The sequence below is a fragment of the Kluyvera sp. genome (assembly GCF_965301105.1).
The window spans coordinates 21177-45993 of record NZ_CBDKZX010000027.1; the positions used below are offsets into that span (position 1 = coordinate 21177).

Sequence of the window (24817 nt, forward strand, 5' to 3'; positions counted from 1 at the left end):
TAAGATGAAAACGATCGAAGTTGATGACGAGCTCTATCGCTATATTGCAGCCCACACTCTGCGCATTGGCGAGAGCGCGTCCGACATTTTACGGCGTATGCTGAAATTCTCCGCCGCTTCCCAGCCCGCAGCCGTCGCTGCCGCGCCGGTCGTCAAAGCAGAAACGGTTGCCGCTCCGGCGCCCGCTGCTGTCCCCGTTGCTGAGGTGAAAACGGTTAAATCCGCCAAAGATAAAGTCCGTGCCATGCGCGAACTGCTGCTCTCCGACGAGTATGCAGAGCAGAAGAAAGCGGTAAACCGCTTCATGCTGGTGCTGACTACGCTGTACTCTCTGGACAACAATGCGTTTGCTGAGGCAACCGAATCCCTTCATGGCCGTACCCGCGTCTACTTTGCTGCCGACGAGCAAACGCTGCTGAAAAACGGCAATCAGACGAAACCAAAACAGGTTCCGGATACGCCATACTGGGTCATTACCAATACCAATACGGGCCGTAAATGCAGCATGGTCGAACACATCATGCAGTCAATGCAATTCCCGGCGGAATTGATTGAGAAGGTTTGCGGTACCATCTAATACTGACAATCTAACCCTTGCATAAGAAGGACCAGGCAATGGCAAACCATACCCGTGCGGGTCAACCCGCACAGCAGAGTGATTTGATCAACGTCGCTCAACTGACGGCCCAGTACTACGTGCTGCAGCCGGACGTGAGCAATGCGGAACACGCGGTGAAATTCGGGACCTCCGGTCACCGCGGTAGCGCAGGTCGTCACAGCTTCAATGAAAAGCATATTTTGGCCATTGCTCAGGCGATTGCTGAAGAGCGCGCGAAAAATGGAATTTCGGGCCCATGCTACGTCGGAAAAGATACGCACGCGCTTTCTGAGCCTGCGTTCATCTCCGTACTTGAAGTGTTAGCGGCGAATGGCGTAGATGTGATTGTGCAGGAAAACAATGGTTTCACGCCGACGCCGGCGGTTTCCAACGCTATCCTGGTGCACAACAAGAAAGGCGGCCCGCTGGCCGATGGCATTGTCATTACGCCGTCCCACAACCCGCCGGAAGACGGTGGTATCAAGTACAACCCGCCAAACGGTGGCCCGGCTGATACCAACGTCACCAAAGTGGTTGAAGACCGCGCTAACGCGCTGTTGGCCGCCGATCTGAACGGTGTTAAGCGCATCTCTTACGATGCGGCGCTGGCCTCGGGTCATGTGAAGGAAGTCGATCTGGTGCAGCCGTTCATTGAAGGGCTGGCGGATATCGTCGATATGGCGGCGATCCAGAAAGCCGGTCTGACGCTGGGCGTTGATCCGTTGGGCGGTTCCGGTATCGAATACTGGAAACGTATCGCGAAGCACTACAACCTGAACCTGACTATCGTTAACGATCACGTTGACCAGACTTTCCGCTTCATGCACCTCGATAAAGATGGCGCAATCCGTATGGACTGCTCTTCCGAGTGCGCGATGGCGGGCCTGCTGGCGCTGCGTGATAAGTTCGACCTGGCATTTGCCAACGATCCTGACTACGACCGTCACGGTATTGTTACCCCGGCCGGGCTGATGAACCCGAACCACTACCTGGCGGTTGCGATCAACTACCTGTTCCAGCATCGTCCGCAGTGGGGTAAAGACGTTGCCGTGGGTAAAACCCTGGTCTCTTCCGCAATGATTGACCGCGTGGTGAACGACCTGGGCCGTAAGCTGGTTGAAGTGCCGGTGGGCTTTAAATGGTTTGTTGATGGCCTGTTCGACGGTAGCTTTGGCTTCGGCGGCGAAGAGAGCGCGGGCGCTTCCTTCCTGCGCTTCGATGGTACGCCGTGGTCAACCGATAAAGACGGGATCATCATGTGCCTGCTGGCGGCAGAAATCACCGCCGTCACCGGTAAGAATCCGCAGGAACACTACAACGACCTGGCAGCACGTTTCGGCGCGCCAAGCTATAACCGTCTGCAGGCGAGCGCGACTTCCGCACAGAAAGCGGCGCTGTCTAAGCTCTCTCCTGAGATGGTCAGCGCCAGCACCCTGGCCGGTGATCCGATTACCGCACGCCTGACCGCTGCACCGGGTAACGGCGCATCTATCGGTGGTCTGAAAGTGATGACCGATAACGGCTGGTTCGCGGCGCGTCCGTCCGGCACGGAAGATGCGTACAAGATTTACTGCGAAAGCTTCCTTGGCGCTGAGCATCGTCAGCAGATTGAGAAAGAAGCGGTAGAGATTGTTAGCGAAGTGCTGAAAAACGCCTGATATCATCGCTGTTAAGACAAAGGAGCCGTAAGGCTCCTTTTTCATATTCCCTGATGCTGGCGGCAGGTTAGCGTCTGGCAATCCATTCGCACGACGCACACCGCTTTCATCATATCGTCACGATAGCTGAAGGTTTTACCCGGTACGGCCTGCCGCATGATGAGGTCCAGCCCGGTGGTCATTTCTTCGCATTCTTGCAAAATCGACGCCTGTCCATTGGCAATGATGCTGGTGTACGCACTGCTATAATCACAGGCATCCTCGGCGGGAATTAAGCGATAATCACCGTCTATTTCCAGGCTGATTGCCGGGTCTTTACGCAACAAACGCATCTTTTTACCGGTGCGCGCGCCATGGAAATAGAACGTCCAGCGTTCGTCCTGATAGGTACAACCAAAGTTGACCGGAACAATGTACGGGCTGCTCTCATCGTTCAGTGCGATACGGCAAATTTGCTGGGTCTGAATAAAACGGAGGATCCGTTCTGGGTCGGAGACAATACGATCTGGATTACTCAAGTTAGCTGCCTTATCAACGAAAGAAAAGAAAGCGGGCTGTAGTGGTCTACAGCCCGAACGGGTAAGTCAATTAACCGTGTTTATTCTTCAACTCAAAACGCGGTGACACCAGCCCGTACAGCGTCCAGCCGAGGAACGTCACGATGGAACCGTACAGCATCGCTTCTTCACCGGAAGAGTAGAGCGCATAGAAGCTATACATTGCCCCAACGAATGCCACGAAGTTAGCGATGCGCGCTTTGTTCATCGGCACGTTAGCCATACGCTGGATAATAACCAGCGCTGCCATCGACAGGATGTACGGAATAATGTTGGTGACGACCGCCAGGTTTACCAGCACGTTGAACTGATTATTCAGCGACGGGCTGATGGTCATCAACGACAGCCCGGACTGAATGACCACGATCACCAGCATCCCCTTAACCGGCGCATCCGCCTTGCTAACCTGAGAGAATACTTTCGGGAAGTAGCCTTCGTCCGCCGAGGATTTGAATACCTGGGCGATAGTGAACTGCCAGCCGAGCAGTGAACCGCAGCAGGACATGACCATCAGCGCCATGATCACTTTACCGACTTCCGGCGTGAACATTTGCGCGAAGGCCAGGCCGAACGGGGCGGTTGAGTTAGCCAGGTCCATATTTGGCACAATCCCGGCAATCACGTTGGTGGAGACAATGTAAATCACCGCCGCCCCCAGCGTCCCGCCGAGCACGGCGATTGGCACGTTACGTTCCGGGTTTTCCACCACTTCAGCGTTGGCGCAGGCAGATTCCAGACCGAGGAAGGCCCACAGCGTCATAGCGATGGATGAACCGACCGCGCTAAAGAACGGCACGTGATGCGGGTTCCAGGACTCGACGTACATTGTCGGGCTGAACCAGAACCAGCCAATCACGCACAGACCCACCACCGGGATAATGACGCCCCATACCGTGATGCTGCTGATCTGTCCGGTAATGCGCGCGCCGCCGAAGTTGGCAACAGTACAGATCCACAGCACGCCGATGGTGGCGAGCCCAATTTGCACTGGGCTCAGTGCGGCACCGAAAAGCTCGGTGCCATAACCCACCGCCGAAATCGCGATCGCGACGTTGGCAATCAGCAGCGATACCCCATAGGTATAGTTGGCCATAAAGTTGCCCGACTTACCAAAGGCATACTCCGCATAGCCGCCCATGCCGCCGGATTTTTTACTGAACATCCCGCATTTAGCGAAAGCCCAGGCCAGTGCCATCGAACCGACGGCGGTGACCAGCCAGGAGATAATGGAAATGGTGCCGACTTCAGCGAGCTTGGTGGGCAGCATGATGATACCGGAGCCCATCATGTTCACCATCGTCAGGATGGTGAGCTGAACAACACCCATTTTGTTGTTGGCTTTGCTCATAATTTCTCCCCTTTCAGCATCGCTGGCAGCGGCTGCTGAGGTTTAATCACGTTGCACCACACTTCTTTGCGACCGTCGTGTTCCTGGATGTAAACCCCTTGCAGTTCTGGCGCAAAGCCCGGCAGCAGGTTGATGCCTTCTTCCAGCGCTTTGAAGTAGCGCAGAACGGAATCCCCCCAGATTTCACCCGGGACAACGCACAGCACGCCAGGAGGATACGGCAGGGCGCCTTCGGCGGCGATTTTGCCTTCCGCCATCGACAGCGGCACCAGATCGACCTCGCCGCGGATGTAGGCAAAGTTCGCTTCCTGCGGGTTCATGCTGACGCGTGGGAAGTGCGATTTGCGGAACATCTCTTTTTGCAGCTGTTTCACGTTATGGCGGGCATAAAGGTTGTGCATTTCCTGGCACAGCTGGCGCAGGGTGTAACCGGCGTAACGATCTTTATGCTGACCGTAGAGCGACGGCAGCACCTCTTGCAGCGGCGCGTCAGATTCCAGCAGCGTTTCGAAGCGCACCAGCAGCGCCACCAGCTGTTGCAGCTTGGCCATATCTTCCGCTGGCGTCAGCAGGAACAGGATTGAGTTGAGGTCGCATTTTTCCGGCACCACGCCGTGTTCACGCAGGTAGTTGGCCAGAATGGTGGCCGGCACGCCAAAGGTGTCGTACTCGCCGTTAGCGTCAATGCCTGGGGTGGTCAGCAGCAGTTTGCACGGGTCAACGAAGTACTGATGCTCTGCGTAGCCTTCGAAGCCGTGCCAGCGTTCACCCGGGACGAAGTGGAAGAAGCGCAGGTCGTTGGCAATCTGCTCGGTCGGCCAGGATTGCCACGGTTTACCGTCAATCTCGGCGGGGACAAACGGACGAATGTGGTGGCAGTTATCCAGAATCAGCTTACGTGCTTCAATGCCGTTCGAGACGCAGTCCATCCACATATTGCGGCCCGCCTGTCCTTCGTGCATCCGCGCGTTGACGTCCAGTGCGGCAAACAGCGGGTAGAACGGGCTGGTGGACGCGTGCATCATAAAGGCGTTGTTGAGACGTTTGTGCGGCACATAGCGCTGTTGGCCTTTGATATGACTATCTTTTTTATGGATCTGCGAAGTCTGGGAGAAACCGGCCTGCTGTTTGTGCACCGACTGAGTCACCAGAATCCCCGGATCGTTTTCATTCAGTTCCAGCAGCAGCGGCGAGCAGTCGGCCATCATCGGAATGAACTGTTCGTAGCCTACCCATGCGGAGTCAAACAGGATGTAGTCGCACAGGTGACCGATTTTATCCACCACCTGACGGGCGTTATAGATAGTGCCATCGTAGGTGCCCAGCTGGATGACCGCCAGACGGAACGGGCGTTCGTTACGTGCGCGGTTTGGCGCCACTTCTGCCACCAGTTCACGCAGATAGCCTTCTTCAAAGCAGTGGGCATCGATGCCGCCGATAAAGCCATACGGGTTACGTGCGGTTTCCAGGTAGACCGGTGTGGCTCCAGCCTGCAACAGCGCGCCGTGGTGGTTGGATTTGTGGTTGTTACGGTCAAACAGCACTAAATCCCCCGGAGTCAGCAGCGCGTTGAGCACCACTTTGTTAGAGGAGGAGGTGCCGTTGAGCACGAAGTAGGTTTTGTCGGCGTTAAACACCTTCGCCGCGTGCTGCTGAGCGATGCACGGCGCGCCTTCGTGAATTAAAAGGTCACCCATTGCCACGTCGGCGTTACACAGGTCGGAACGGAAAAGCGTTTCGCCAAAGTACTCGACAAACTGATTCCCTGCCGGATGACGGCGGAAGAATTCGCCGCCCTGGTGCCCCGGGCAATCAAAGGCACTGTTGCCCTGGGCGACATAATCCACTAACGCACTGAAGAACGGCGGGCGCAAATTGACTTCGTACTTATGGGCGGCGGCCTCTAACTGGCGGCCATAGAAATCGTTGCGGGTTTCATCGTGCTCGAATACCCCTTGAATGCGGGCAAGATATTCAGCCGGAACGATCTGATCTTTATTAATAGCAATAAACACCGGCAGGTTATAACCCGTCGCATCTATTTCATCGAGTTTACCGCTTTCCACATCTTCAATAGATAATACGGCAGCTGCGACATCAATAAAGTGGGTGTCGCAGGTATTGATAATACTACGCTGGGTAGTGAAGCAGTCAGGACATGAACGACTAACGGCAATTTTTAATTCAGACATTTTTTCGACTCTTTATTTTAGGTAATAGCAGTCCCTCAATTTCTCAATGGAGAAATTGATATCGCCGGAAAAAAAAGCAATAAGATCTCGCTGACAATAAAATCAGAACATTGCTTTTTTCAGAATGTAGCAAACCCAACTCGGTCCGGTGGCCGGCAGATACAGGTTTGTCATGGCGAGCGCTGGCAGCAGGCTAGAAGCCTGAATTAGCAAGGAATAACTGCGAGGCGCCCGAAGTCGGGAGACTTATCGGGCGTTAAAGAAGTGAAAGTCGAAACTATTACGGTGAGCAAACATCATAATATGTGTTGTCCGCCGTATGTGGGGCATCAATCGGTTATTGTTTTCCATTTCGTATACCTCAGATGAATATCCTAAAGCGCAGCCATTTTATCTCCGGGTGGGCTTAAAACTGTGAGGGTGATCAACAATAAGAGATCATTTATAAAATTATTCATTATTGATGAGCGACAAGCCAGGATAAAATGCTGGATTGTTTAAGTAATGTAAATAAATTGTTTTAATTATATATTTGAAAGGGTTTTAAAACCATATTTGAATATTTTTCAGATTGAGTTATTTCTGATTAAAAATAAAAGCTGGCTATGTTGTAAATATGAATAATTATTCAAAACATGAAACGATAGCCAATTCCGGTTTCGGTTAATAAATGCTGAGGACGCGCGGGATCTATTTCCAGTTTCTGGCGAAGATGCCCCATATAAATGCGCAAATAGTGACTATGTTCTACGGCATTAGGTCCCCATACCTGGCTGAGTAGTTGGCGTTGGGTGAGCACTTTACCGGCATTATTGAGCAGTACCGCCAGCAGACGGAATTCAATCGGGGTGAGATGAATTTCTGCACTGCCACGGGTAATTCGCCGTGAGGCGAGGTCAACGGTGATATCAGCAAAGGAGACGACGGGTTCATTGGGCTGGGCACCGGCATGGCGACGTAGCGCGACGCGTAAGCGCGCCTGAAGCTCGCCGATGCCAAATGGTTTACTCAGATAATCGTCGGCGCCTGCATCCAGCGCTGCTATCTTATCGCTCTCTTCACTGCGCGCCGACAGCACAATAATCGGCACCGGGCTCCACTGGCGGATATCGCGAATAAAATCGAGGCCATCACCGTCCGGCAGGCCGAGATCGAGGATCACCAGGTCTGGTTTGCGCGTCGCCGCTTCCAGCAACCCACGCTGGAGGGTTTCGGCATCAAAAACGCGCAGGTCTTCGGCTTCCAGCGCGGTACGCAGAAAACGGCGAATGGCGTGTTCGTCTTCAACAATCAGAACGCTGGTCACAGCTCTTCGTATCCCTCTTCAAGTTCAGGCGGTTGTTCCAGTGGCAGTGTAACACGAAAACAGGCGCCGCCTTCCGGGCGGTTACTGACAGACAGCGTACCGCCATGAATCTCAACGATGGCCTGACAAATGGCCAGACCTAGCCCCACGCCGGGAATGGCCGACTCTTTGTGGCCACGGGCGAATTTGGCAAAAATATGCTGTTCCTGGCCGCCTGGAATCCCCGGCCCACTGTCCCAAACGTCCAACAGCAGGTGGTTGTTTTCCGTTGCCGCGCGAATACCGATTTGCGCCTCGCTGCCCGCGTACTTCACGGCGTTCTCCAGCAGGTTGTTGAGCACTCGCTCAAACAGCGGGCCGTCGAGGTGCACCAGCATCAGCGGGTCGGGCAGGTTAAGGAGGATTTTCCGCCCGCTAAGCGTGGGTTCCAGCGTACGCAGTGCGCTGCCCACGACCTCTTCGAGCGTCAGCCACTCCTTATTGAGATTAAAGCCACCGGACTGAATCCGCGCCATATCCAGCAGATTGTTTACCAGACGCGTAGTGTTAAGCACGTGCTGGCGAATTTCGTTCGCCTGCGGCGCGTAGGGCGAACCGCTGCTGGCGAGATCGAGCGTCAGAATTTCGGCCTGGCCAAACAGCACGGTCAACGGTGTGCGCAGGTCGTGCGACAGCGCGGCGAGCAGCGAGTTACGCAGGCTTTCGCGTTCGCTGATAAGCCTTGATTGCTCTTCGCTGGCCGTCAATGCCAGCCGCTCCAGCGCGCTGGAGACCAGCAGGGTAAAGGTTTCCAGTAGTCGCTGTTGTTCCGGCACCATCAGCTGACGCAGATTATTGGGCTCGACGACGACCAGTCCGTGGGTTTTATCCGCGCTGCGTAGCGGCAGAATCAGGTAGGGGACGCCGGGGAGCGTGTCGGTTCCCGCTCCGGCGGGTAGCCCTTTGTCAAAACTCCAGTGGGCGATGGCTTCATCCCACGGCGTCATACCTTCCTGATGATTTAGCGCCGCCAGCTTCCCGTTTTCGTCCGGCAGCAGCACCTGGCTGCGGGCGTGGAAGGTCGAGCGAATATATTGCTCGCAGGTGAGGGCGATATCGCGGGCGTTGCGACCCACCGCGAGTGTTTTCGACATTTCATACAGGTGCCGTGTTCGTTGCTCGCGATAGCGGGCCACACGCGCCTGATAGCGCACGCCAGCGGTCAGATTACCGATGACCAGACCGACGGTGAGCATCACGCCGAAGGTGAGCAGGTACTGGACATCGGAGACGGCCAGCGTGCCGCGTGGGGCGATAAAGAAGAGATCAAAACTGACCACGTTGATCACCGTCGCCAGTACCGACGGCCAGCGGCCATAGAACAGCGCGACGATCACCACGCCCAGCAGATAGAGCATGACCAGGTTGGCGGCGTCAAATGTCATGAGCCACTGAGCGGCCACCCATGTAATGGCGGCGCACAGCCCAAGCGCCACCAGGCAGCCACGGATCTGGACGCGCCATTTGTCGATAAACGGGCGGCGGTCGCTTGAGCGCTCGGGCAGCGGCAGGGGCGTCTCATCTACGCCTATCACCAGCAGGTCCAGCTCCGGCGCGTGGCGAGTCAACCGGTCGCCGAAGCGTTCACCGCGCCACCAGCGACGCTTCTGCTGACGGCCAATGACAATTTTGCCCAGATTGTGTTCACGCGCATAGCGGATCACCGCCGCTTCCTCGGACGGCTCCGACAACGTCGCGGTCTCTGCGCCCAGCTCCTGCGCCAGTCGCAGTGCGTTAAGGATAGCGCGGCGCTGCGGTTCGGGCAGACGGTGCAGCGTAGGGGTTTCAACGTAAACGGCGTGCCAGACGCTGCCCAGCCGGGCGGCCAGACGCGCGGCGGTGCGCACCAGCTTTTCGCTACCGGCATGATGGCCAATACACAGCAGGATCGCGTCCTGGGTATGCCACACTTTTTCCTGCCCCTGACCGTCGCGCCAGGCGCGCATTTGATCGTCCACCCGCTCGGCGGTACGACGTAGAGCCAGTTCGCGCAGGGCGATCAGGTTACCTTTACGAAAGAAATTCTCGATCGCGCGTTCAGCCTGGCCGGCCAGATAAACTTTGCCTTCGTTCAGGCGCTGACGGAGGTCGTCCGGCGGCAGATCCACCAGCACCACCTCATCCGCGGCGTCAAAAAAGGGATCGGGCACGGTTTCCCGCACCTGAATACCGGTGACGCCGCTGACAACATCGTTCAGGCTTTCCAGATGCTGCACGTTAACGGTGGTGAAGACGTCGATGCCCGCTTCCAGCAGCTCATCGATGTCCTGCCAGCGTTTGGGATGGCGGGAACCGGGCGCATTGCTGTGCGCCAGCTCATCCATTAACACCAGCGCCGGGCGACGGGCGAGGGCGGCATCCAGGTCGAACTCCATCACGTAGCGGCCGCGGTAGGCGGTGCGCTTTGGCGGCAAAATGCTCAGGCCATTCAGCATCGCAGCGGTCTCTTTGCGACCATGGGTTTCTACCACGCCCGCCAGCACGTCCAACCCCTGCGCACGCAGCCGCTGCGCCTCTGCCAGCATCGCCCAGGTTTTACCTACCCCGGCGCAGGCGCCGAAGAATATCTTCAGCTTTCCGCGGTGCGCGTCGGCGGTTTGTTCCAGCAGGCGATCCGGGTTCGGACGCAGCGGCTCGTCGGTCATCATCAATTATCCTTGTGGGCATCCAGCGCCATATTCAGCTCAATAATATTTACCACAGGTTGGCCGAGAAAGCCGAGTAGCGGCGTATGGGTTGCCGCCTGTACCTGTTGCGTTAACCATTGCGGCGAGAGCCCGCGCGCTTTGGCGATACGCGGCACCTGCCACAGTGCGGCGGCAGGGGACAGGTTGGCATCCAGACCGCTGGCGGAAGCGGTCACCAGTTCAACCGGTACCGTGCGGCTGGCGTCCGGGTTAGCGGCGCGCAGCGCGGCAATACGGTCCGTAAACAGTTTATCCAGCGCCGGGTTGCTGCCCGCCAGGTTGCTGCCGCCGGAGGCCATCGGGTTATCCGGCGCGTCGGCGGTGGCGGAGGGACGCCCCTGGAAATAGCCGGGGTCGCTAAAGTTCTGGCCGATAAGCTGCGATCCGCGAATCTCATGGTTTTCAAAAATCAGCGAACCGTTAGCCTGAGTCTGGAACAACCACTGCCCTAACGCGGTGGTCAGCAACGGATAGACGCCGCCGGTAATCACCGCCAGGAATAGAAAAATGACAATGGCAGGACGTAATGCAGACATGGTTATTTCCTCACACCAGACCCAGCAGGGTTAACAGTAAATCAATCACTTTAATACCGATAAACGGCACCACCAGCCCGCCCGCGCCGTAAATCCACAGGTTGCGGCGCAGCATCGCCGATGCCGACAGCGGGCGGTAGCTCACGCCTTTCAGCGCCAGCGGCAGCAGGAAGACGATGATAAGCGCGTTAAAAATCACCGCGCTGAGAATGGCCGAGTTCGGTGAGTGCAGGTGCATAATGTTGAGCACGCCCAACTGCGGCCAGGTGGCGGCAAAGGCTGCCGGGATAATGGCGAAATATTTCGCCACGTCGTTAGCGATACTGAACGTGGTCAGCGAGCCGCGCGTCATCAGCATCTGTTTACCAATATGCACCACCTCAATCAGCTTGGTCGGGTTAGAGTCCAGATCCACCATGTTGCCGGCTTCCTTCGCCGCCTGCGTACCTGAGTTCATCGCGACCGCCACGTCGGCCTGTGCCAGCGCGGGAGCGTCGTTGGTACCGTCGCCGGTCATCGCCACCATCCGGCCTTCGGACTGATACTGACGAATTAACGCCAGTTTGGCTTCCGGCGTGGCTTCGGCGAGGAAGTCATCAACGCCCGCTTCCGCGGCAATGGCGGCGGCGGTCAGCCGGTTGTCGCCGGTGATCATCACCGTTTTAATGCCCATTTTGCGTAACTGGGCAAAGCGTTCTTTAATGCCGCCTTTGACGATGTCTTTCAGCGCGATGACGCCGAGCACCCGTGCGCCTTCGGCCACCACCAGCGGCGTTGCGCCCAGACTGGCAACACTTTCGACCTTCTGCTCGACATCCAGCGGGAAGTGACCGCCGTTGCTCTCAATATGGCGGCGAATAGCATCGACCGAACCTTTACGGATCATGCGGTTATCAATATTGATGCCGCTCATTCGGCTTTGGGCGGTAAACGGCACGAAGGTAGCGTGTAGCGCCTGGACATCACGTTCGCGCAGATTGAAGCGCTGTTTTGCCAGTACCACGATGCTGCGGCCTTCCGGCGTTTCATCAGCAAGCGACGAGAGCTGCGCGGCATCGGCCAGCGTTTTCTCATCCACGCCCTGAGCCGGCAGGAACTGCGAGGCCTGACGGTTCCCCAGGGTAATGGTGCCGGTCTTATCCAGCAGCAGTACGTCAACATCGCCTGCCGCTTCTACCGCGCGGCCGCTGGTGGCAATCACGTTTGCGCCGAGCATACGGCTCATCCCCGCCACGCCGATGGCCGACAGCAGGCCGCCGATGGTGGTGGGAATCAGGCACACCAGCAGGGCGACCAGCACGGTGACGCTAATGGGCGCGCCGCTCCAGGCGGAAAACGGCCAGATGGTCGCCGTTGCCAGCAAGAAGACAATAGTCAGCGCCACCAGTAGAATCGTCAGCGCGATTTCATTTGGCGTTTTACGTCGCTGGGCACCTTCGACCATGGCGATCATGCGGTCGAGGAAGGTCTCACCCGGGTTAACGCTACAGCGCACTACCAGCCAGTCGGAGAGAATACGCGTCCCGCCGGTTACTGAGGCGAAGTCGCCGCCGGATTCACGAATGACCGGGGCGGATTCCCCGGTAATGGCGCTTTCATCCACTGATGCGCCCCCCTCAATCACTTCACCATCGCAGGGGATAATGTCACCGGCTTCCACCAGCACCACGTCGCCTTTGCGCAGGTCATCGGCCGGAATATGATCCATTTCCGCCCCGTAGCGGGCTTCGCGCAGTTTGCGGGCGAAAGCGGTTTTCTTTACCCCTTTCAGGCTGTTGGCCTGCGCCTTGCTGCGGCCCTCCGCCATGGCTTCGGCAAAGTTGGCGAACAGCACGGTAAACCACAGCCACAGCGCGATAGCGCTGCTGAAACCCACGTTGCCCGGCAGAGCGCCCACGGCCATGGCAATGGCCAGCGCGCTGGTCAGCACGCTACCAATCCAGACGATAAACATCACCGGATTGCGCCACTGGACGGTAGGGCTGAGTTTCTTCACGGCGTCGATCAGCGCCTGGCGAACCAGCGACGGTTCAAACAGGCCCAGTTGTTTACGACTCATAACCAATAGCTCCGCATCACTCAAAACAGGGAAAGATGTTCCGCCACCGGGCCAATCGCCAGGGCGGGAATAAAGGTCAGGGCGCCAACAAGCAACACGGTGCCAATCAGCAGGCCAATAAACAGTGCATCGTGGGTGGCAAGCGTCCCCGGCGTCGCGGGCTGGATCTTTTTATTCACCAGTGAACCGGCAATCGCCATCACCGGGATGATGACGCCGAAGCGGCCAACGAACATGCACACCGCCAGCAGGCAGTTCCAGAACGGCGTATTGGCGCTCAGGCCGGCGAAGGCGCTACCGTTGTTGTTGGCGGCGGAAGAGACGGCATAGAGCACTTCGCTAAAACCGTGCGAGCCGGGGTTGGCCATTGCGCTACGGCCTGCGTCGGTCATCATCGCCAGCGCGGTACCCAGCAATACCAGCGTTGGGGTCACCAGAATCGCCAGCGCGGTCATTTTCATCTCCGGCACGTCGATTTTTTTGCCGAGATACTCCGGTGTGCGGCCAATCATCAGCCCGGCGATAAAGACCGCCAGCAGCACGAACAGCAGCATGCCGTAGAGGCCCGATCCGACGCCGCCGAAGACCACTTCGCCAATCTGCATCAGCCAAAGCGGGATCATGCCGCCCAGCGCGGTAAAGGAGTCATGCATGGCGTTCACCGCCCCGCAGGAGGCCGCCGTGGTCACCACCGCGTACAGGCTGCTGGCGAGGATGCCGAAGCGGCTCTCTTTCCCTTCCATGTTGATGCTGCTGTCTGCGCCAAAGGCCAGCAGATGTGGGTTACCGCGGGTTTCCGCCCACATCACCACCGCCACGCAGACCACGAAGATGATCGTCATGGCCCACAAAATTGCCCGGCCCTGACGGTTATCGCTCACCGCCTCGCCGAAGGCGAAGCACAGCGCCGCCGGGATCAGGAAGATCGCCAACATCTGCACGAAGTTGGTCAACGCCGTGGGGTTCTCAAACGGATGTGAGGAGTTAGCGTTAAAGAAACCGCCGCCGTTGGTGCCCAGCATTTTGATCGCTTCCTGCGAAGCGACTGGCCCCATTGGCAGGAGCTGATGCGCGCCTTCCAGCGTGGTAAATGGCTGATAGGGTAGGAGATTCTGCAATGCGCCTTGCTGAATAAAGAACAGGGCCAGTAGCAGCGAAATCGGCAGCAGCAGCCACAGGGTAATGCGGGTGATATCGACCCACGCATTGCCCAGTGTGCTGACGTTGTGACGAGCAAAAGCGCGCACCAGCGCAAACAGCACGGCAATACCGGTGGCCGCGGAAAGGAAGTTCTGCACCGTCAACCCAGCCATCTGGCTAAAGTAGCTCAGGGTTGTTTCGCCGCTGTAGGACTGCCAGTTGGTATTACTGACAAAGCTGACGGCGGTATTGAGCGCCAGATGCCAGGACAGTCCAGGTAACTGCTGCGGGTTCAGCGGCAGATAACCTTGCAGCATCAGCATTGCGAACAGGACGAGCAGGCCGCACAGGTTGAGCAGCAAAATCGCGATAGCATAACGCCCCCAGCTCATTTCCTGGCCGGAAATACCGAGTACGCGCCACAGCCCGTTTTCCACACGCGCCAGTCCCGGCAGCGGTACGTTGCCGATCATTGTCGCCAGCATTTTGCCGAGTGGGCGAGCGAGAATAAACAGCACCAGCAGGAAGCTGGCAATGAGTAAAAATCCCTGAGCAGCCATCACAGCGCCTCCGCCTTCAAAAGGGCATAAACCAGATACGCCAGTAACAGGAACACCAGCACCACGCCAGCTATTACGCCTGTAGTCACAATCCACCTCCGGATGGTTGAGTTATGCCGGTAAGCGTAGGATTTTGGATGCAAAGATTTCGCAAAAATCAGCGGGCGGGGTGTAAAAAAAGTATAAAAATGGACAAGACCACAATTTAACTAATGGTTAGTATTAATTTAACAATCGTGTAACCGAATTACGTTTTGAATGTAAATAAAGACAAAACGGCCTTAAATTAGTGGTCGGATGAGTAGTAAAATTACACAAAAAGCGGTACTCTTTTAGTCAGATTACTGAGCTTCATTTTCCGGCGTGCGTTGCCGGCCAACTTAGGGGAGAGAATATGGAACTGTATAAAAAATATCCTGCACACGTCATATTAATGCGCCGTACTTTCGCCGTGGTGGCGGGGATAGTCGCGCTGCCGGTGATGCTGTTCTGGAAAGACCGCGCCCGTTTTTATAGCTATCTGCACCGCGTCTGGTCGAAAACCAGTGAGAAACCGGTATGGATGGAACAAGCTGAAGAGGCCGCCTGCGACTTTTATTAATGTTGTGGCGTAAAAGAACGAGACAAACCGCTCCTGCTATAAAGGGGGGCGGTTTTTTTCACCTTGTGTTGCCGGGCCAGCCGCGTGTGGTGAAATAATTGGTGTAATATGAATGTATTAGTTAAATATATTCAGGGTTTTTATGTCCACTCATCTGGTCTGGTTCCGCGCCGATTTACGCCTGCATGACAACCTCGCCCTTGCCGCTGCCTGCCGCGATCCGCGTGCGCAGGTGCTGGCGTTGTTTATCGCCACGCCTCAGCAGTGGGCTGCGCATGACATGGCTCCCCGTCAGGCGGCCTATATTGCCGCGCAGTTGAACGCGCTCCGCCAGGCGCTGGCGGAGAAAAATATCCCGCTGGTGTTTCATGAAGTGGCCGATTTTGCGGCCAGCGTCGAGGTGGTGCACGACGTTTGCCAGACTCATGGGGTAACGCATCTTTTTTACAACTATCAGTATGAATTTAACGAGCGCCAGCGTGATGCTGCCGTAGAGCGCCGGCTTACCGACACGGTTTGCCAGGGTTTTGATGACAGCGTGATCCTGGCGCCCGGTGCGGTCATGACCGGTAGCCAGGAAATGTATAAAGTGTTTACGCCGTATAAAAATGCCTGGCTGCGCCGCCTGCAGGCGCATATGCCGGAGTGCGTCCGCGCGCCGGAGCGACGCGATGCGCCCACGGTAACGGCAGAGGAAACGCTCAACTTTACCTATCCTCAGCAGCCGTTCGACGCGATGCTGTTTCCCGCCGATGAAAAGGCGGCCATTGCGCAGTTGCGCCATTTTTGCCAGCAGCAGGCGGCAGAGTACGAGACCCAACGCGATTTCCCGGCTATTGAGGGAACCAGCCGTTTGTCGGCCTGCCTCGCCGTCGGCGTGCTTTCGCCGCGCCAGTGTCTGCATCGCCTGTTGGCAGAACAGCCGGAGGCGCTTAACGGCGGCGCGGGGAGCGTCTGGCTGAATGAGCTTATCTGGCGCGAGTTTTACCGCCATCTGCTGACCTATTATCCTGCCTTATGCAAGCATCGGCCGTTTATCGCGTGGACCGATCGCGTGCGCTGGAACCCGGCGCAGAAAGCGCTGATTGCCTGGCAGAAAGGCGAGACCGGCTACCCGATTGTCGATGCGGCGATGCGCCAGCTTAATGAAACCGGGTGGATGCATAATCGCCTGAGAATGATCGTCGCCAGTTTCCTGGTGAAAGATCTGCTGATCGATTGGCGAGAGGGTGAGCGTTATTTTATGTCGCAGCTGGTGGATGGCTGTCTGGCCGCTAACAATGGCGGCTGGCAGTGGGCCGCGTCAACCGGTACGGACGCCGCGCCTTATTTTCGCATCTTCAATCCGACGACCCAGGGCGAGCGCTTTGATAAAAACGGTGAATTTATCCGCCGCTGGCTGCCGGAACTGGCGGCGGTACCCGAGAAGGCAATTCATCAACCGTGGGTATGGGCCGATAAACAGGGGAGAACGCTGGCGTATCCGCGACCGATAGTCGATCACGCGCAGGCGAGGGTGGCGACGTTGGCCGCTTATGAAGCAGCGAAAAAGAGCGAGGCCTGAACATTCAGGCCTCGTCAGAGCGGGTTTAGACGTCAACCGCGAGGCGACGGCTACGCACTTTCACCGTGTGATATAACCAGATAACCAGCACCACGCCAACACAGGCCAGCGCGCCCCAGGTGATTTGGCTGAATACGTCGATATAAGCGTTAATCGAGTAGTCTGCCGCGCCCGCAGAATCGAACGATGCCTGCGACGTCTGGTCGGCAATAATACCCGCCACATAGTTGGCTACCGCACCGGAAAGCAGCATGTAAATGCCGGTCAGTACGCCGGTCACGCCCGGGATCTGGATGCGGGTGATTTGCGACATGGCGACCGGGTCGATAAACAGTTCAGCGAAGCCCATCACCGACAGCCCCAGCAGCATCAGCGGCATGGAGGAGTGGCCATAGGTGGCTGACCAGCGGGCGCTCAGGGTCAGAATACAGAACCCTGCGCTCATCAGGCCCAGACCCAGCGCGTATTTGCCCCAGATGCGCAGATCGCGGTTATTGGTGACCTGTTCTTTAATCAGCCACGCCAGCACCACGCCGCACAGCATGACCGCAAAGGCGTTGACCGACTGGAACATGGCGGTAGGCACTTCATAGCCGAGTACATCACGGTTTACAAAGCGGTCGATATATAGGCTGATTGAACTGCCGCCCTGCTGAGCAAAGGCCCAGAACAGCAGGCTGAAGAAGGTCAGTACCACGATCAGACGCAGGTCTTTACGCTGCTCGGCGGTTTCGGCGCGGCGATAAATTTTCGCCAGAACCGCAAGGCCAATCACCGATGCGGCGATCAGCGCATACACCGACCACTCCTGCCAGAACAGCACGGTGATGAACAGCGGCGCAACCACCAGCAGCACCAGCAGCCAGCCCCAGTTTGGCAGCAGGAAGTTGCGGGCGCACAGCACCTCTTTGTTTACCCCACGCGTGTGGGCAAAATGGCGGCGACCGCTAATGAAAATGACCAACCCGGCCAGCATGCCGACGGCTGCCAGCGTAAAGCCCATTGCCCAGCTATACTGCTCTTGCGCGAAGCCGCAGGCGATTGGCGCAATAATAGAGCCGACGTTGCCCGCCGCGTACATCAGCGAGAAGCCGCCGTCACGACGCGGATCGGTGGGTTCGTACAGTTCGCCCAGCAGGCAGCTGACGTTGGACTTAAATAGCCCATAGCCGCAGACGATAATCGCCAGCGACAGGTACAAGAACATCGGCGCGATTTCGCTGGCGCCAAGCACCATATGGCCGACGACCATCAGCAGTGCGCCGAGCATGACCGCCACCCGGTTGCCGAGCACTTTATCCGCCAGATAGCCGCCAAGGATGGGCGTAACGTACACCAGCGAACAATAGGCGCTGAATAATTCGTACGCGTGGGTATCGTTGTATTTCAACTGGTTGGTGAGATACAGGATCAGCAGCGCGCGCATGCCATAGAAACTGAAGTATTCCCAGATTTGCAGAGCGACGACGTAGTAAATCGCCTTAGGCTGCGATTGTGATTTATTCATTGCACATTTAACCTCGAAACCCGGCAACGGCATGCTGCGTAAGGCTTTGTTTCATTTATGTAATAATACGTAGAAAAGCGTATTATCTTTGTAATATGCGGTATGGTTGCATAAATATACATGAAGTCCATCACATAAAAACAGACATATCGTGTTATTTACGCATTTTTTTCGCGTAGTTAAGCGGTGTCCTGACAGAGGTAAGGAATTGTGTATCGACGTAGCCGCGCGAGGGCGCTATTTTATTCTGCTTAACAGCATCAATGGCTAAGGGAGCGACGATGAAAAATACCGAGCTAGAACAACTGATTAACGAGAAACTCAATAGCGCCGCCTTTAGCGATTACGCGCCTAACGGCCTGCAGGTTGAGGGGCGTGAAACGGTGCAGAAGATTATTACTGGCGTCACCGCCAGTCAGGCGCTGATTGATGAAGCCATTCGCCAGCAGGCAGATGCGGTGATTGTCCATCACGGCTATTTCTGGAAAGGGGAGTCGCCGGTCGTGCGCGGCATGAAGCGCAATCGCCTGAAGGCGCTGCTGACAAATGATATCAATCTTTACGGTTGGCACCTGCCGCTGGATGCGCATCCGGAGCTGGGTAACAACGTTCAGCTGGCGCAACTGCTGGGGATTAACGTCCAGGGGGAGATCGAATCGCTGGTGCCGTGGGGGGAACTGTCGATGCCGGTGTCCGGTCTGGAACTGGCCTCATGGATCGAAGCGCGTCTGGGGCGTAAACCGCTGTGGAGCGGCGATACCGGGCCGGATAAAGTTTCTCGTGTGGCCTGGTGTACCGGCGGTGGTCAGGGCTTTATCGATAGCGCCGCGCGCTTTGGCGTCGACGCGTTTATTACTGGCGAAGTGTCGGAACAAACCATCCATTCAGCGCGTGAACAGGGGCTGCACTTCTATGCTGCGGGCCACCATGCCACCGAACGCGGCGGGATCCGTGCGCTGAGCGAATGGCTCAATGAAACCACCGATCTGGATGTTTCATTTGTGGATATCCCGAACCCGGCTTGATGTCGTGAGCGCGTTACGCTTCCTGAAATAGTGAAATAGCCGCTTGCGTCGACGCGGGCGGGGCGCACACGATATCAACGTGTTGGTTTAGTAGAAGGAAATGGTCATGCCTGAAGGCCCAGAGATCCGTCGTGCGGCGGATAGCCTGGAAGCGGCAATAAAAGATAAAACGTTAACCGAGGTGTGGTTTGCGTTCCCCGAGCTTGCGCCCTATGCAGCGGAGCTGGTGGGGCAGCATGTGACGTGGGTAGAAACGCGCGGTAAGGCGCTGCTGACGCATTTTTCAGGCGGTCTGACGCTCTACAGCCATAATCAGCTGTACGGCGTATGGCGGGTGGTGAAGGCTGGCGAAATACCCAAGACCACGCGAGTGCTGCGCGTGAAGCTACAAACGGATGATAAAGCCATCCTGCTGTATAGCGCTTCCGATATTGAGATGCTGACGGCGGAAACGTTGAAAACGCATCCGTTTTTGCTGCGCGTCGGGCCAGACGTGCTGGATATGACGCTGACGCCTCAGGCGGTAAAAGCGCGGCTGCTGTCGGCGCCGTTTCGCAACCGTCAGTTTTCAGGCCTGCTATTGGATCAGGCGTTTCTTGCCGGGCTGGGCAACTATCTGCGGGTTGAAATTCTCTGGCAGGTGGGGCTAACGGGTCACCACAAGGCGTCGCAGCTGACTGAACCGCAGCTTGACGCGCTGGCGCAGGCGCTGTTGGATATCCCCCGGCTCTCCTACAAAACCCGCGGCAGAGTGGATGATAACAAGCATCACGGCGCGTTGTTTCGCTTTAAGGTTTTTCATCGCGACGGTGAAGCCTGTGAGCGCTGCGGCGGGATCATTGAGAAGACCATGTTGTCGTCAAGGCCGTTTTATTGGTGCCCGGGGTGTCAGCGTTAAGTAGGACGGATAAGGCGTAGCCGCCATCAGGCAATGTGCGCCGATATTGCCTGATGGCGCTTTGCTTATCAGTCCTACGGTAATAAAAAAAGCGCCCGCAGGCGCTTTTTTTGTGCAGACCATCGCTTACTTCTTGAGGTCTGATTTGAAGTCACGCTGCTCGTAGCCGGTGTACAGCTGACGCGGACGCGCGATTTTCATGCCGTCGGTGTGCATTTCGTTCCAGTGAGCAATCCAGCCGATAGTACGCGCCATCGCAAAGATGACGGTGAACATGGAGGACGGAATACCCATCGCTTTCAGGATGATACCGGAGTAGAAATCGACGTTCGGGTAGAGTTTCTTCTCGATGAAGTACGGGTCGTTGAGCGCAATGTGCTCAAGTTCCATCGCCACTTCCAGCAGATCATCTTTGGTACCCAGCTCTTTCAGCACTTCGTGGCAGGTTTCGCGCATTACGGTCGCACGTGGATCGTAGTTTTTGTACACGCGGTGGCCGAAGCCCATCAGGCGGAAAGAGTCATTCTTGTCTTTCGCGCGACGCACGAATTCAGGAATGTGCTCAACGGAGCTGATCTCTTCCAGCATTTTCAGCGCGGCTTCGTTGGCGCCGCCGTGTGCCGGCCCCCACAGGGAAGCAATACCGGCCGCGATACAAGCAAACGGGTTGGCCCCGCTGGAGCCTGCGGTACGCACGGTAGAGGTGGAAGCGTTCTGCTCGTGGTCAGCGTGCAGGATCAGAATACGGTCCATCGCACGTTCCAGCACCGGGTTAACTTCGTAATCTTCACACGGCGTGGCGAACATCATACGCAGGAAGTTACCGGCATAGGACAGGTCGTTGCGCGGATAAATGAACGGCTGGCCAATCGAATATTTGTAACACATGGCCGCCATGGTCGGCATTTTGGACAGCAGACGGAAGGCGGCGATTTCACGATGACGCGGGTTATTCACGTCCAGAGAATCGTGATAGAACGCCGCCAGCGCGCCGGTAATCCCGCACATCACCGCCATCGGGTGAGAGTCGCGGCGGAACGCGTGGAACAGACGGGTGATCTGCTCGTGAATCATGGTGTGGCGAGTGACGGTAGTGGTGAACTCGTCGAATTCGGCCTGGCTCGGTTTTTCGCCGTACAGCAGAATGTAGCAAACTTCAAGGTAATTAGATTCGGTGGCTAACTGATCGATCGGGAAGCCGCGATGCAGCAGGATCCCTTCGTCGCCATCAATAAAAGTAATCTTAGACTCGCAAGATGCGGTAGAGGTAAAACCAGGGTCAAAAGTAAAAATGCCTTTTGAACCGAGAGTACGGATATCAATAACATCCTGACCGAGCGTGCCTTTCAGCACATCAAGTTCAATAGCAGTATCACCGGATAGAGTGATTTTTGCCTTTGTATCAGCCATTTACGGTCTCCTTAGCGCCTTTTTGCTTAAGACTGCCGGATGCCGGATTTGCAATTCAAAAAATATTTCGACGGTGCCAGTTTGTTATTTGGCTCACGGCTCTGCTGTAGAGATGAAGCAAGGGTACAGAGCAAGGGCGCTTGACGGTGCACGTCTAATCTACAGTGAAACAACAGCAAATCAGGGTCTTAGCAATCCAATGATTCAAACCTGAACAAACACTAATAACGTTACAGCCAGGCCAGGTCAACCCAATCACACTGTTACATAACTTATTATCAGGTGAAAGAGTGCCCCCATAACTTTTGAGCATTATATGCTTTTACAGGTGATGGTTGTAACAATAATGTTTAATATTTGTCAAATCACGTGATTAATTTTTAAAAAATTGTTTTAATCGTGAGCGTGATCACTGTTCTGCATAAAACCAGACAAACTATATGTAGGTTAATTGTAATGATTTTGTGAACGGCCTATACTGCCGCCAGGTCTCCGGAACACCCTGCAATCCCGAGCCACCCAGCGTTGTAACGTGTCGTTTTAGCATCTGGAAGCAGATTTAACCATGACGCGAAGTTATAGAAAGGACGCTGCTTGACCCGCCTGCAGACCGGAGGAAGGAAATAATAAGAACAGCATGTGGGCGTTATTCATGATAAGAAATGTGAAAAAACAAAGACCTGTCAATCTGGATTTGACAACAATCCGGTTCCCTATAACAGCGATAGCGTCCATTCTTCATCGCGTTTCCGGCGTGATTACGTTTGTGGCGGTGGGCATTCTGCTATGGCTGCTGGGCACCAGTCTCTCCTCTCCGGAAGGCTTCCTGACCGCTTCCTCCATCATGAGCAGTTTCTTCGTTAAATTCATTATGTGGGGCATCCTCACTGCGCTGGCCTACCACGCCGTTGTGGGTATCCGTCACGTGTTAATGGATTTCGGTTATATCGAAGAAACCCTCGAAGCCGGTCAGCGTTCAGCCAAAATCTCTTTCGTTATTACAGTCGTGCTTTCAATTCTTGCAGGAGTCCTCGTATGGTAAGCAACGCCTCAGCATTAGGACGCAACGGCGTACATGACTTCATCCTCGTCCGCGCCACCGCCATTGTCCTGACTCTGTACATCATTTACATGGTGGGCTTTTTTGCGACGCACGGTGAAGTGACCTGGGAAATCTGGAGCGGTTTCTTTGCCTCTGCGTTCACTAAAGTGTTCACCCTGCTGGCTCTGTTCTCAATCTTGATTCATGCCTGGATCGGCATGTGGCAGGTGTTGACCGACTACGTTAAACCGCTGGCCTTGCGCCTGATGCTGCAACTGGTGATTGTCGTTGCGCTGGTGGTTTACGTGATTTATGGATTCGTTGTGGTGTGGGGTGTGTGATGAAATTGCCAGTCAGAGAATTTGATGCTGTTGTGATTGGTGCCGGTGGCGCAGGTATGCGCGCGGCGCTGCAAATTTCCCAGAGCGGCCAGACTTGTGCGCTGCTGTCTAAAGTGTTCCCAACCCGTTCCCATACCGTATCCGCGCAGGGTGGCATCACCGTTGCGCTCGGTAATACCCATGAAGATAACTGGGAATGGCACATGTACGACACCGTAAAAGGGTCGGACTATATTGGCGACCAGGACGCGATTGAATATATGTGTAAGACCGGCCCGGAAGCGATTCTGGAGCTGGATCATATGGGCCTGCCGTTCTCCCGTCTGGAGAATGGCACCATTTATCAACGTCCGTTTGGCGGCCAGTCGAAGAACTTCGGCGGCGAGCAGGCGGCACGTACCGCGGCGGCGGCTGACCGTACCGGTCACGCTCTGCTGCACACGCTGTATCAACAGAATTTGAAAAACCACACCACGATTTTCTCCGAGTGGTACGCGCTGGACCTGGTGAAAAACGCCGATGGCGCCATCGTCGGTTGTACCGCGCTGTGTATCGAAACCGGTGAAGTGGTGTACTTCAAAGCCCGCGCAACCGTGCTGGCGACCGGCGGCGCAGGCCGTATTTACCAGTCCACCACCAACGCCCACATCAATACCGGTGACGGCGTGGGTATGGCTATCCGCGCTGGCGTGCCGGTGCAGGATATGGAAATGTGGCAGTTCCACCCGACCGGTATCGCCGGCGCGGGCGTGCTGGTCACCGAAGGCTGCCGTGGTGAAGGCGGTTACCTGCTGAACAAACACGGCGAGCGCTTCATGGAGCGTTATGCCCCGAATGCGAAAGACCTGGCGGGTCGTGACGTGGTGGCGCGTTCCATCATGATCGAAATCCGTGAAGGTCGCGGCTGTGACGGCCCGTGGGGCCCACACGCCAAGCTGAAGCTGGATCACCTGGGTAAAGAGGTGCTGGAATCCCGTCTGCCGGGTATCCTGGAACTGTCTCGTACCTTCGCGCACGTTGACCCGGTTAAAGAACCGATTCCGGTTATCCCAACCTGCCACTACATGATGGGCGGCATTCCGACCAAAGTGAGCGGCCAGGCGTTGACGGTGAACGAGCAGGGCGAAGACGTGGTCATTCCTGGCCTGTTCGCGGTCGGTGAAATCGCCTGCGTATCGGTACACGGTGCTAACCGTCTGGGCGGTAACTCGCTGCTGGATCTGGTGGTGTTTGGTCGCGCGGTCGGTCTGCATCTGCAGGAATCTATCGCGGAGCAGGGCGTACTGCGTGACGCTACCGAAGAAGAGATTGACGCTTCTCTGGAACGTCTGAACCGTTGGAACGGTAACCGTAACGGTGAAGACCCGGTCGAAATTCGCAAAGCGCTGCAGGAATGTATGCAGCATAACTTCTCGGTATTCCGTGAAGGTGATGCGATGGCCAAAGGCCTTGAGCAGTTGAAAGCCATCCGCGAGCGCCTGAAAAATGCCCGTCTGGATGATACCTCCAGCGAGTTCAACACCCAGCGCGTTGAGTGCCTGGAGTTGGATAACCTGATGGAAACGGCTTTCGCCACCGCGATGTCCGCCAACTTCCGTACCGAGAGCCGTGGCGCGCATAGCCGCTTCGACTTCCCGGAGCGTGATGATGAAAACTGGCTGTGCCATTCCCTGTATCTGCCAGAGTCGGAGTCTATGACGCGTCGTAGCGTCAATATGGAACCGAAACTGCGTCCGGCATTCCCGCCGA

Annotated in this window: 21 protein-coding genes; 9 read left to right on the forward strand and 12 right to left on the reverse strand. The window is 56.2% G+C overall.

Annotated features, from left to right (window positions below; translation table 11 throughout):
• Nucleotides 1-4 precede the first annotated feature (4 nt).
• Nucleotides 5-577 carry a replication initiation negative regulator SeqA gene (gene seqA / locus ACW14G_RS11620; RefSeq protein WP_249022155.1) on the forward strand — a complete coding sequence of 191 codons (573 nt, stop codon included), beginning with the start codon at nucleotides 5-7 and terminating at the stop codon, nucleotides 575-577.
• A gap of 38 nt (nucleotides 578-615) precedes the next feature.
• The gene (pgm, locus tag ACW14G_RS11625; RefSeq protein ID WP_223802177.1) at nucleotides 616-2256 is read left to right on the forward strand and encodes a phosphoglucomutase (alpha-D-glucose-1,6-bisphosphate-dependent); all 1641 of its coding nucleotides are present in this window, start codon (nucleotides 616-618) and stop codon (nucleotides 2254-2256) included.
• A gap of 41 nt (nucleotides 2257-2297) precedes the next feature.
• Here the strand turns inward: pgm and ACW14G_RS11630 are convergent, their stop codons facing one another.
• The 10 genes from ACW14G_RS11630 to kdpF form a co-directional block, all read right to left on the reverse strand.
• A complete protein-coding gene (locus ACW14G_RS11630) occupies nucleotides 2298-2774 on the reverse strand; it encodes a pyridoxamine 5'-phosphate oxidase family protein (protein ID WP_455648599.1) in 477 nt (158 codons plus the stop codon).
• A 70-nt stretch (nucleotides 2775-2844) separates the two neighbouring features.
• Nucleotides 2845-4161 carry a putrescine-ornithine antiporter gene (potE, locus tag ACW14G_RS11635; protein ID WP_163449167.1) on the reverse strand — a complete coding sequence of 439 codons (1317 nt, stop codon included), beginning with the start codon at nucleotides 4159-4161 and terminating at the stop codon, nucleotides 2845-2847.
• Nucleotides 4158-6353, reverse strand: a complete 2196-nt coding sequence (gene speF / locus ACW14G_RS11640; protein ID WP_249022153.1) for an ornithine decarboxylase SpeF — start codon at nucleotides 6351-6353, stop codon at nucleotides 4158-4160. Before speF ends, potE begins: the two co-directional genes overlap by 4 nt.
• A 246-nt stretch (nucleotides 6354-6599) precedes the next feature.
• Nucleotides 6600-6704 (reverse strand): leader peptide SpeFL, encoded by a 105-nt coding sequence (gene speFL / locus ACW14G_RS11645; RefSeq protein WP_106875989.1) that lies wholly within the window; start codon nucleotides 6702-6704, stop codon nucleotides 6600-6602.
• Nucleotides 6705-6981: 277 nt separating this feature from the next.
• Nucleotides 6982-7659 (reverse strand): two-component system response regulator KdpE, encoded by a 678-nt coding sequence (gene kdpE / locus ACW14G_RS11650; RefSeq protein WP_163449169.1) that lies wholly within the window; start codon nucleotides 7657-7659, stop codon nucleotides 6982-6984.
• Nucleotides 7656-10343, reverse strand: a complete 2688-nt coding sequence (gene kdpD, locus ACW14G_RS11655) for a two-component system sensor histidine kinase KdpD (protein WP_249023346.1) — start codon at nucleotides 10341-10343, stop codon at nucleotides 7656-7658. The genes kdpE and kdpD overlap by 4 nt, the downstream gene beginning before the upstream one ends.
• Nucleotides 10344-10345: 2 nt before the next feature.
• A complete protein-coding gene (kdpC, locus tag ACW14G_RS11660) occupies nucleotides 10346-10921 on the reverse strand; it encodes a potassium-transporting ATPase subunit KdpC (protein WP_249022152.1) in 576 nt (191 codons plus the stop codon).
• Nucleotides 10922-10931: 10 nt separating this feature from the next.
• The gene (gene kdpB, locus ACW14G_RS11665; protein WP_163449171.1) at nucleotides 10932-12980 is read right to left on the reverse strand and encodes a potassium-transporting ATPase subunit KdpB; all 2049 of its coding nucleotides are present in this window, start codon (nucleotides 12978-12980) and stop codon (nucleotides 10932-10934) included.
• Nucleotides 12981-13000: 20 nt separating this feature from the next.
• Entirely contained in the window at nucleotides 13001-14680 is a 1680-nt protein-coding gene (kdpA, locus tag ACW14G_RS11670) for a potassium-transporting ATPase subunit KdpA (RefSeq protein ID WP_249023345.1), read from the reverse strand.
• Nucleotides 14680-14769 (reverse strand): K(+)-transporting ATPase subunit F, encoded by a 90-nt coding sequence (gene kdpF / locus ACW14G_RS11675; protein WP_077625464.1) that lies wholly within the window; start codon nucleotides 14767-14769, stop codon nucleotides 14680-14682. The genes kdpA and kdpF overlap by 1 nt, the downstream gene beginning before the upstream one ends.
• Nucleotides 14770-15074: 305 nt before the next feature.
• On the opposite strand from kdpF, the gene ACW14G_RS11680 reads away from it, so the two are divergent.
• Together ACW14G_RS11680 and phrB are read left to right on the forward strand one after the other, a co-directional pair.
• Complete coding sequence (locus ACW14G_RS11680) at nucleotides 15075-15281, forward strand: YbfA family protein (protein ID WP_163449173.1); 207 nt, start codon at nucleotides 15075-15077, stop codon at nucleotides 15279-15281.
• Nucleotides 15282-15423: 142 nt separating this feature from the next.
• On the forward strand, nucleotides 15424-16845 hold the full coding sequence (gene phrB / locus ACW14G_RS11685) for a deoxyribodipyrimidine photo-lyase (RefSeq protein ID WP_249022151.1): 1422 nt from the start codon (nucleotides 15424-15426) through the stop codon (nucleotides 16843-16845).
• A gap of 25 nt (nucleotides 16846-16870) precedes the next feature.
• On the opposite strand, the gene dtpD is transcribed toward phrB, so the two are convergent.
• The gene (dtpD, locus tag ACW14G_RS11690) at nucleotides 16871-18352 is read right to left on the reverse strand and encodes a dipeptide permease DtpD (protein ID WP_223802181.1); all 1482 of its coding nucleotides are present in this window, start codon (nucleotides 18350-18352) and stop codon (nucleotides 16871-16873) included.
• A 281-nt stretch (nucleotides 18353-18633) separates the two neighbouring features.
• On the opposite strand from dtpD, the gene ACW14G_RS11695 reads away from it, so the two are divergent.
• Both ACW14G_RS11695 and nei read left to right on the forward strand, forming a co-directional pair.
• Nucleotides 18634-19377: a type 2 GTP cyclohydrolase I gene (locus ACW14G_RS11695; protein ID WP_163449176.1), complete on the forward strand. Its 744-nt coding sequence runs from the start codon at nucleotides 18634-18636 to the stop codon at nucleotides 19375-19377.
• A 106-nt stretch (nucleotides 19378-19483) separates the two neighbouring features.
• Nucleotides 19484-20275 (forward strand): endonuclease VIII, encoded by a 792-nt coding sequence (gene nei, locus ACW14G_RS11700; protein WP_249022150.1) that lies wholly within the window; start codon nucleotides 19484-19486, stop codon nucleotides 20273-20275.
• A gap of 126 nt (nucleotides 20276-20401) precedes the next feature.
• Here the strand turns inward: nei and gltA are convergent, their stop codons facing one another.
• Nucleotides 20402-21685 (reverse strand): citrate synthase, encoded by a 1284-nt coding sequence (gltA, locus tag ACW14G_RS11705; RefSeq protein WP_064548326.1) that lies wholly within the window; start codon nucleotides 21683-21685, stop codon nucleotides 20402-20404.
• 637 nt (nucleotides 21686-22322) lie between these two features.
• Between gltA and sdhC the strand changes: the two genes are divergently transcribed.
• The 3 genes from sdhC to sdhA form a co-directional block, all read left to right on the forward strand.
• Nucleotides 22323-22727 carry a succinate dehydrogenase cytochrome b556 subunit gene (sdhC, locus tag ACW14G_RS11710; RefSeq protein ID WP_035892718.1) on the forward strand — a complete coding sequence of 135 codons (405 nt, stop codon included), beginning with the start codon at nucleotides 22323-22325 and terminating at the stop codon, nucleotides 22725-22727.
• Nucleotides 22721-23068: a succinate dehydrogenase membrane anchor subunit gene (gene sdhD, locus ACW14G_RS11715; protein WP_455648600.1), complete on the forward strand. Its 348-nt coding sequence runs from the start codon at nucleotides 22721-22723 to the stop codon at nucleotides 23066-23068. Before sdhC ends, sdhD begins: the two co-directional genes overlap by 7 nt.
• A partial coding sequence (gene sdhA, locus ACW14G_RS11720; RefSeq protein ID WP_455648601.1) for a succinate dehydrogenase flavoprotein subunit occupies nucleotides 23068-24817 on the forward strand: 1750 nt, incomplete at its 3' end. The genes sdhD and sdhA, both read left to right, overlap by 1 nt.

What these genes read in the sequence shown, in the direction of transcription:
- kdpB (WP_163449171.1), bottom strand. Translation starts at nt 12,980, where the DNA reads ATGAGTCGTAAACAACTGGGCCTGTTTGAACCGTCGCTGGTTCGCCAG.
- phrB (WP_249022151.1), top strand. Translation starts at nt 15,424, where the DNA reads ATGTCCACTCATCTGGTCTGGTTCCGCGCCGATTTACGCCTGCATGAC.
- kdpD (WP_249023346.1), bottom strand. Translation starts at nt 10,343, where the DNA reads ATGACCGACGAGCCGCTGCGTCCGAACCCGGATCGCCTGCTGGAACAA.
- sdhC (WP_035892718.1), top strand. Translation starts at nt 22,323, where the DNA reads ATGTGGGCGTTATTCATGATAAGAAATGTGAAAAAACAAAGACCTGTC.
- ACW14G_RS11695 (WP_163449176.1), top strand. Translation starts at nt 18,634, where the DNA reads ATGAAAAATACCGAGCTAGAACAACTGATTAACGAGAAACTCAATAGC.
- speF (WP_249022153.1), bottom strand. Translation starts at nt 6,353, where the DNA reads ATGTCTGAATTAAAAATTGCCGTTAGTCGTTCATGTCCTGACTGCTTC.
- pgm (WP_223802177.1), top strand. Translation starts at nt 616, where the DNA reads ATGGCAAACCATACCCGTGCGGGTCAACCCGCACAGCAGAGTGATTTG.
- kdpA (WP_249023345.1), bottom strand. Translation starts at nt 14,680, where the DNA reads ATGGCTGCTCAGGGATTTTTACTCATTGCCAGCTTCCTGCTGGTGCTG.
- ACW14G_RS11680 (WP_163449173.1), top strand. Translation starts at nt 15,075, where the DNA reads ATGGAACTGTATAAAAAATATCCTGCACACGTCATATTAATGCGCCGT.
- seqA (WP_249022155.1), top strand. Translation starts at nt 5, where the DNA reads ATGAAAACGATCGAAGTTGATGACGAGCTCTATCGCTATATTGCAGCC.
- gltA (WP_064548326.1), bottom strand. Translation starts at nt 21,685, where the DNA reads ATGGCTGATACAAAGGCAAAAATCACTCTATCCGGTGATACTGCTATT.
- speFL (WP_106875989.1), bottom strand. Translation starts at nt 6,704, where the DNA reads ATGGAAAACAATAACCGATTGATGCCCCACATACGGCGGACAACACAT.
- potE (WP_163449167.1), bottom strand. Translation starts at nt 4,161, where the DNA reads ATGAGCAAAGCCAACAACAAAATGGGTGTTGTTCAGCTCACCATCCTG.
- kdpC (WP_249022152.1), bottom strand. Translation starts at nt 10,921, where the DNA reads ATGTCTGCATTACGTCCTGCCATTGTCATTTTTCTATTCCTGGCGGTG.
- dtpD (WP_223802181.1), bottom strand. Translation starts at nt 18,352, where the DNA reads ATGAATAAATCACAATCGCAGCCTAAGGCGATTTACTACGTCGTCGCT.
- sdhD (WP_455648600.1), top strand. Translation starts at nt 22,721, where the DNA reads ATGGTAAGCAACGCCTCAGCATTAGGACGCAACGGCGTACATGACTTC.
- nei (WP_249022150.1), top strand. Translation starts at nt 19,484, where the DNA reads ATGCCTGAAGGCCCAGAGATCCGTCGTGCGGCGGATAGCCTGGAAGCG.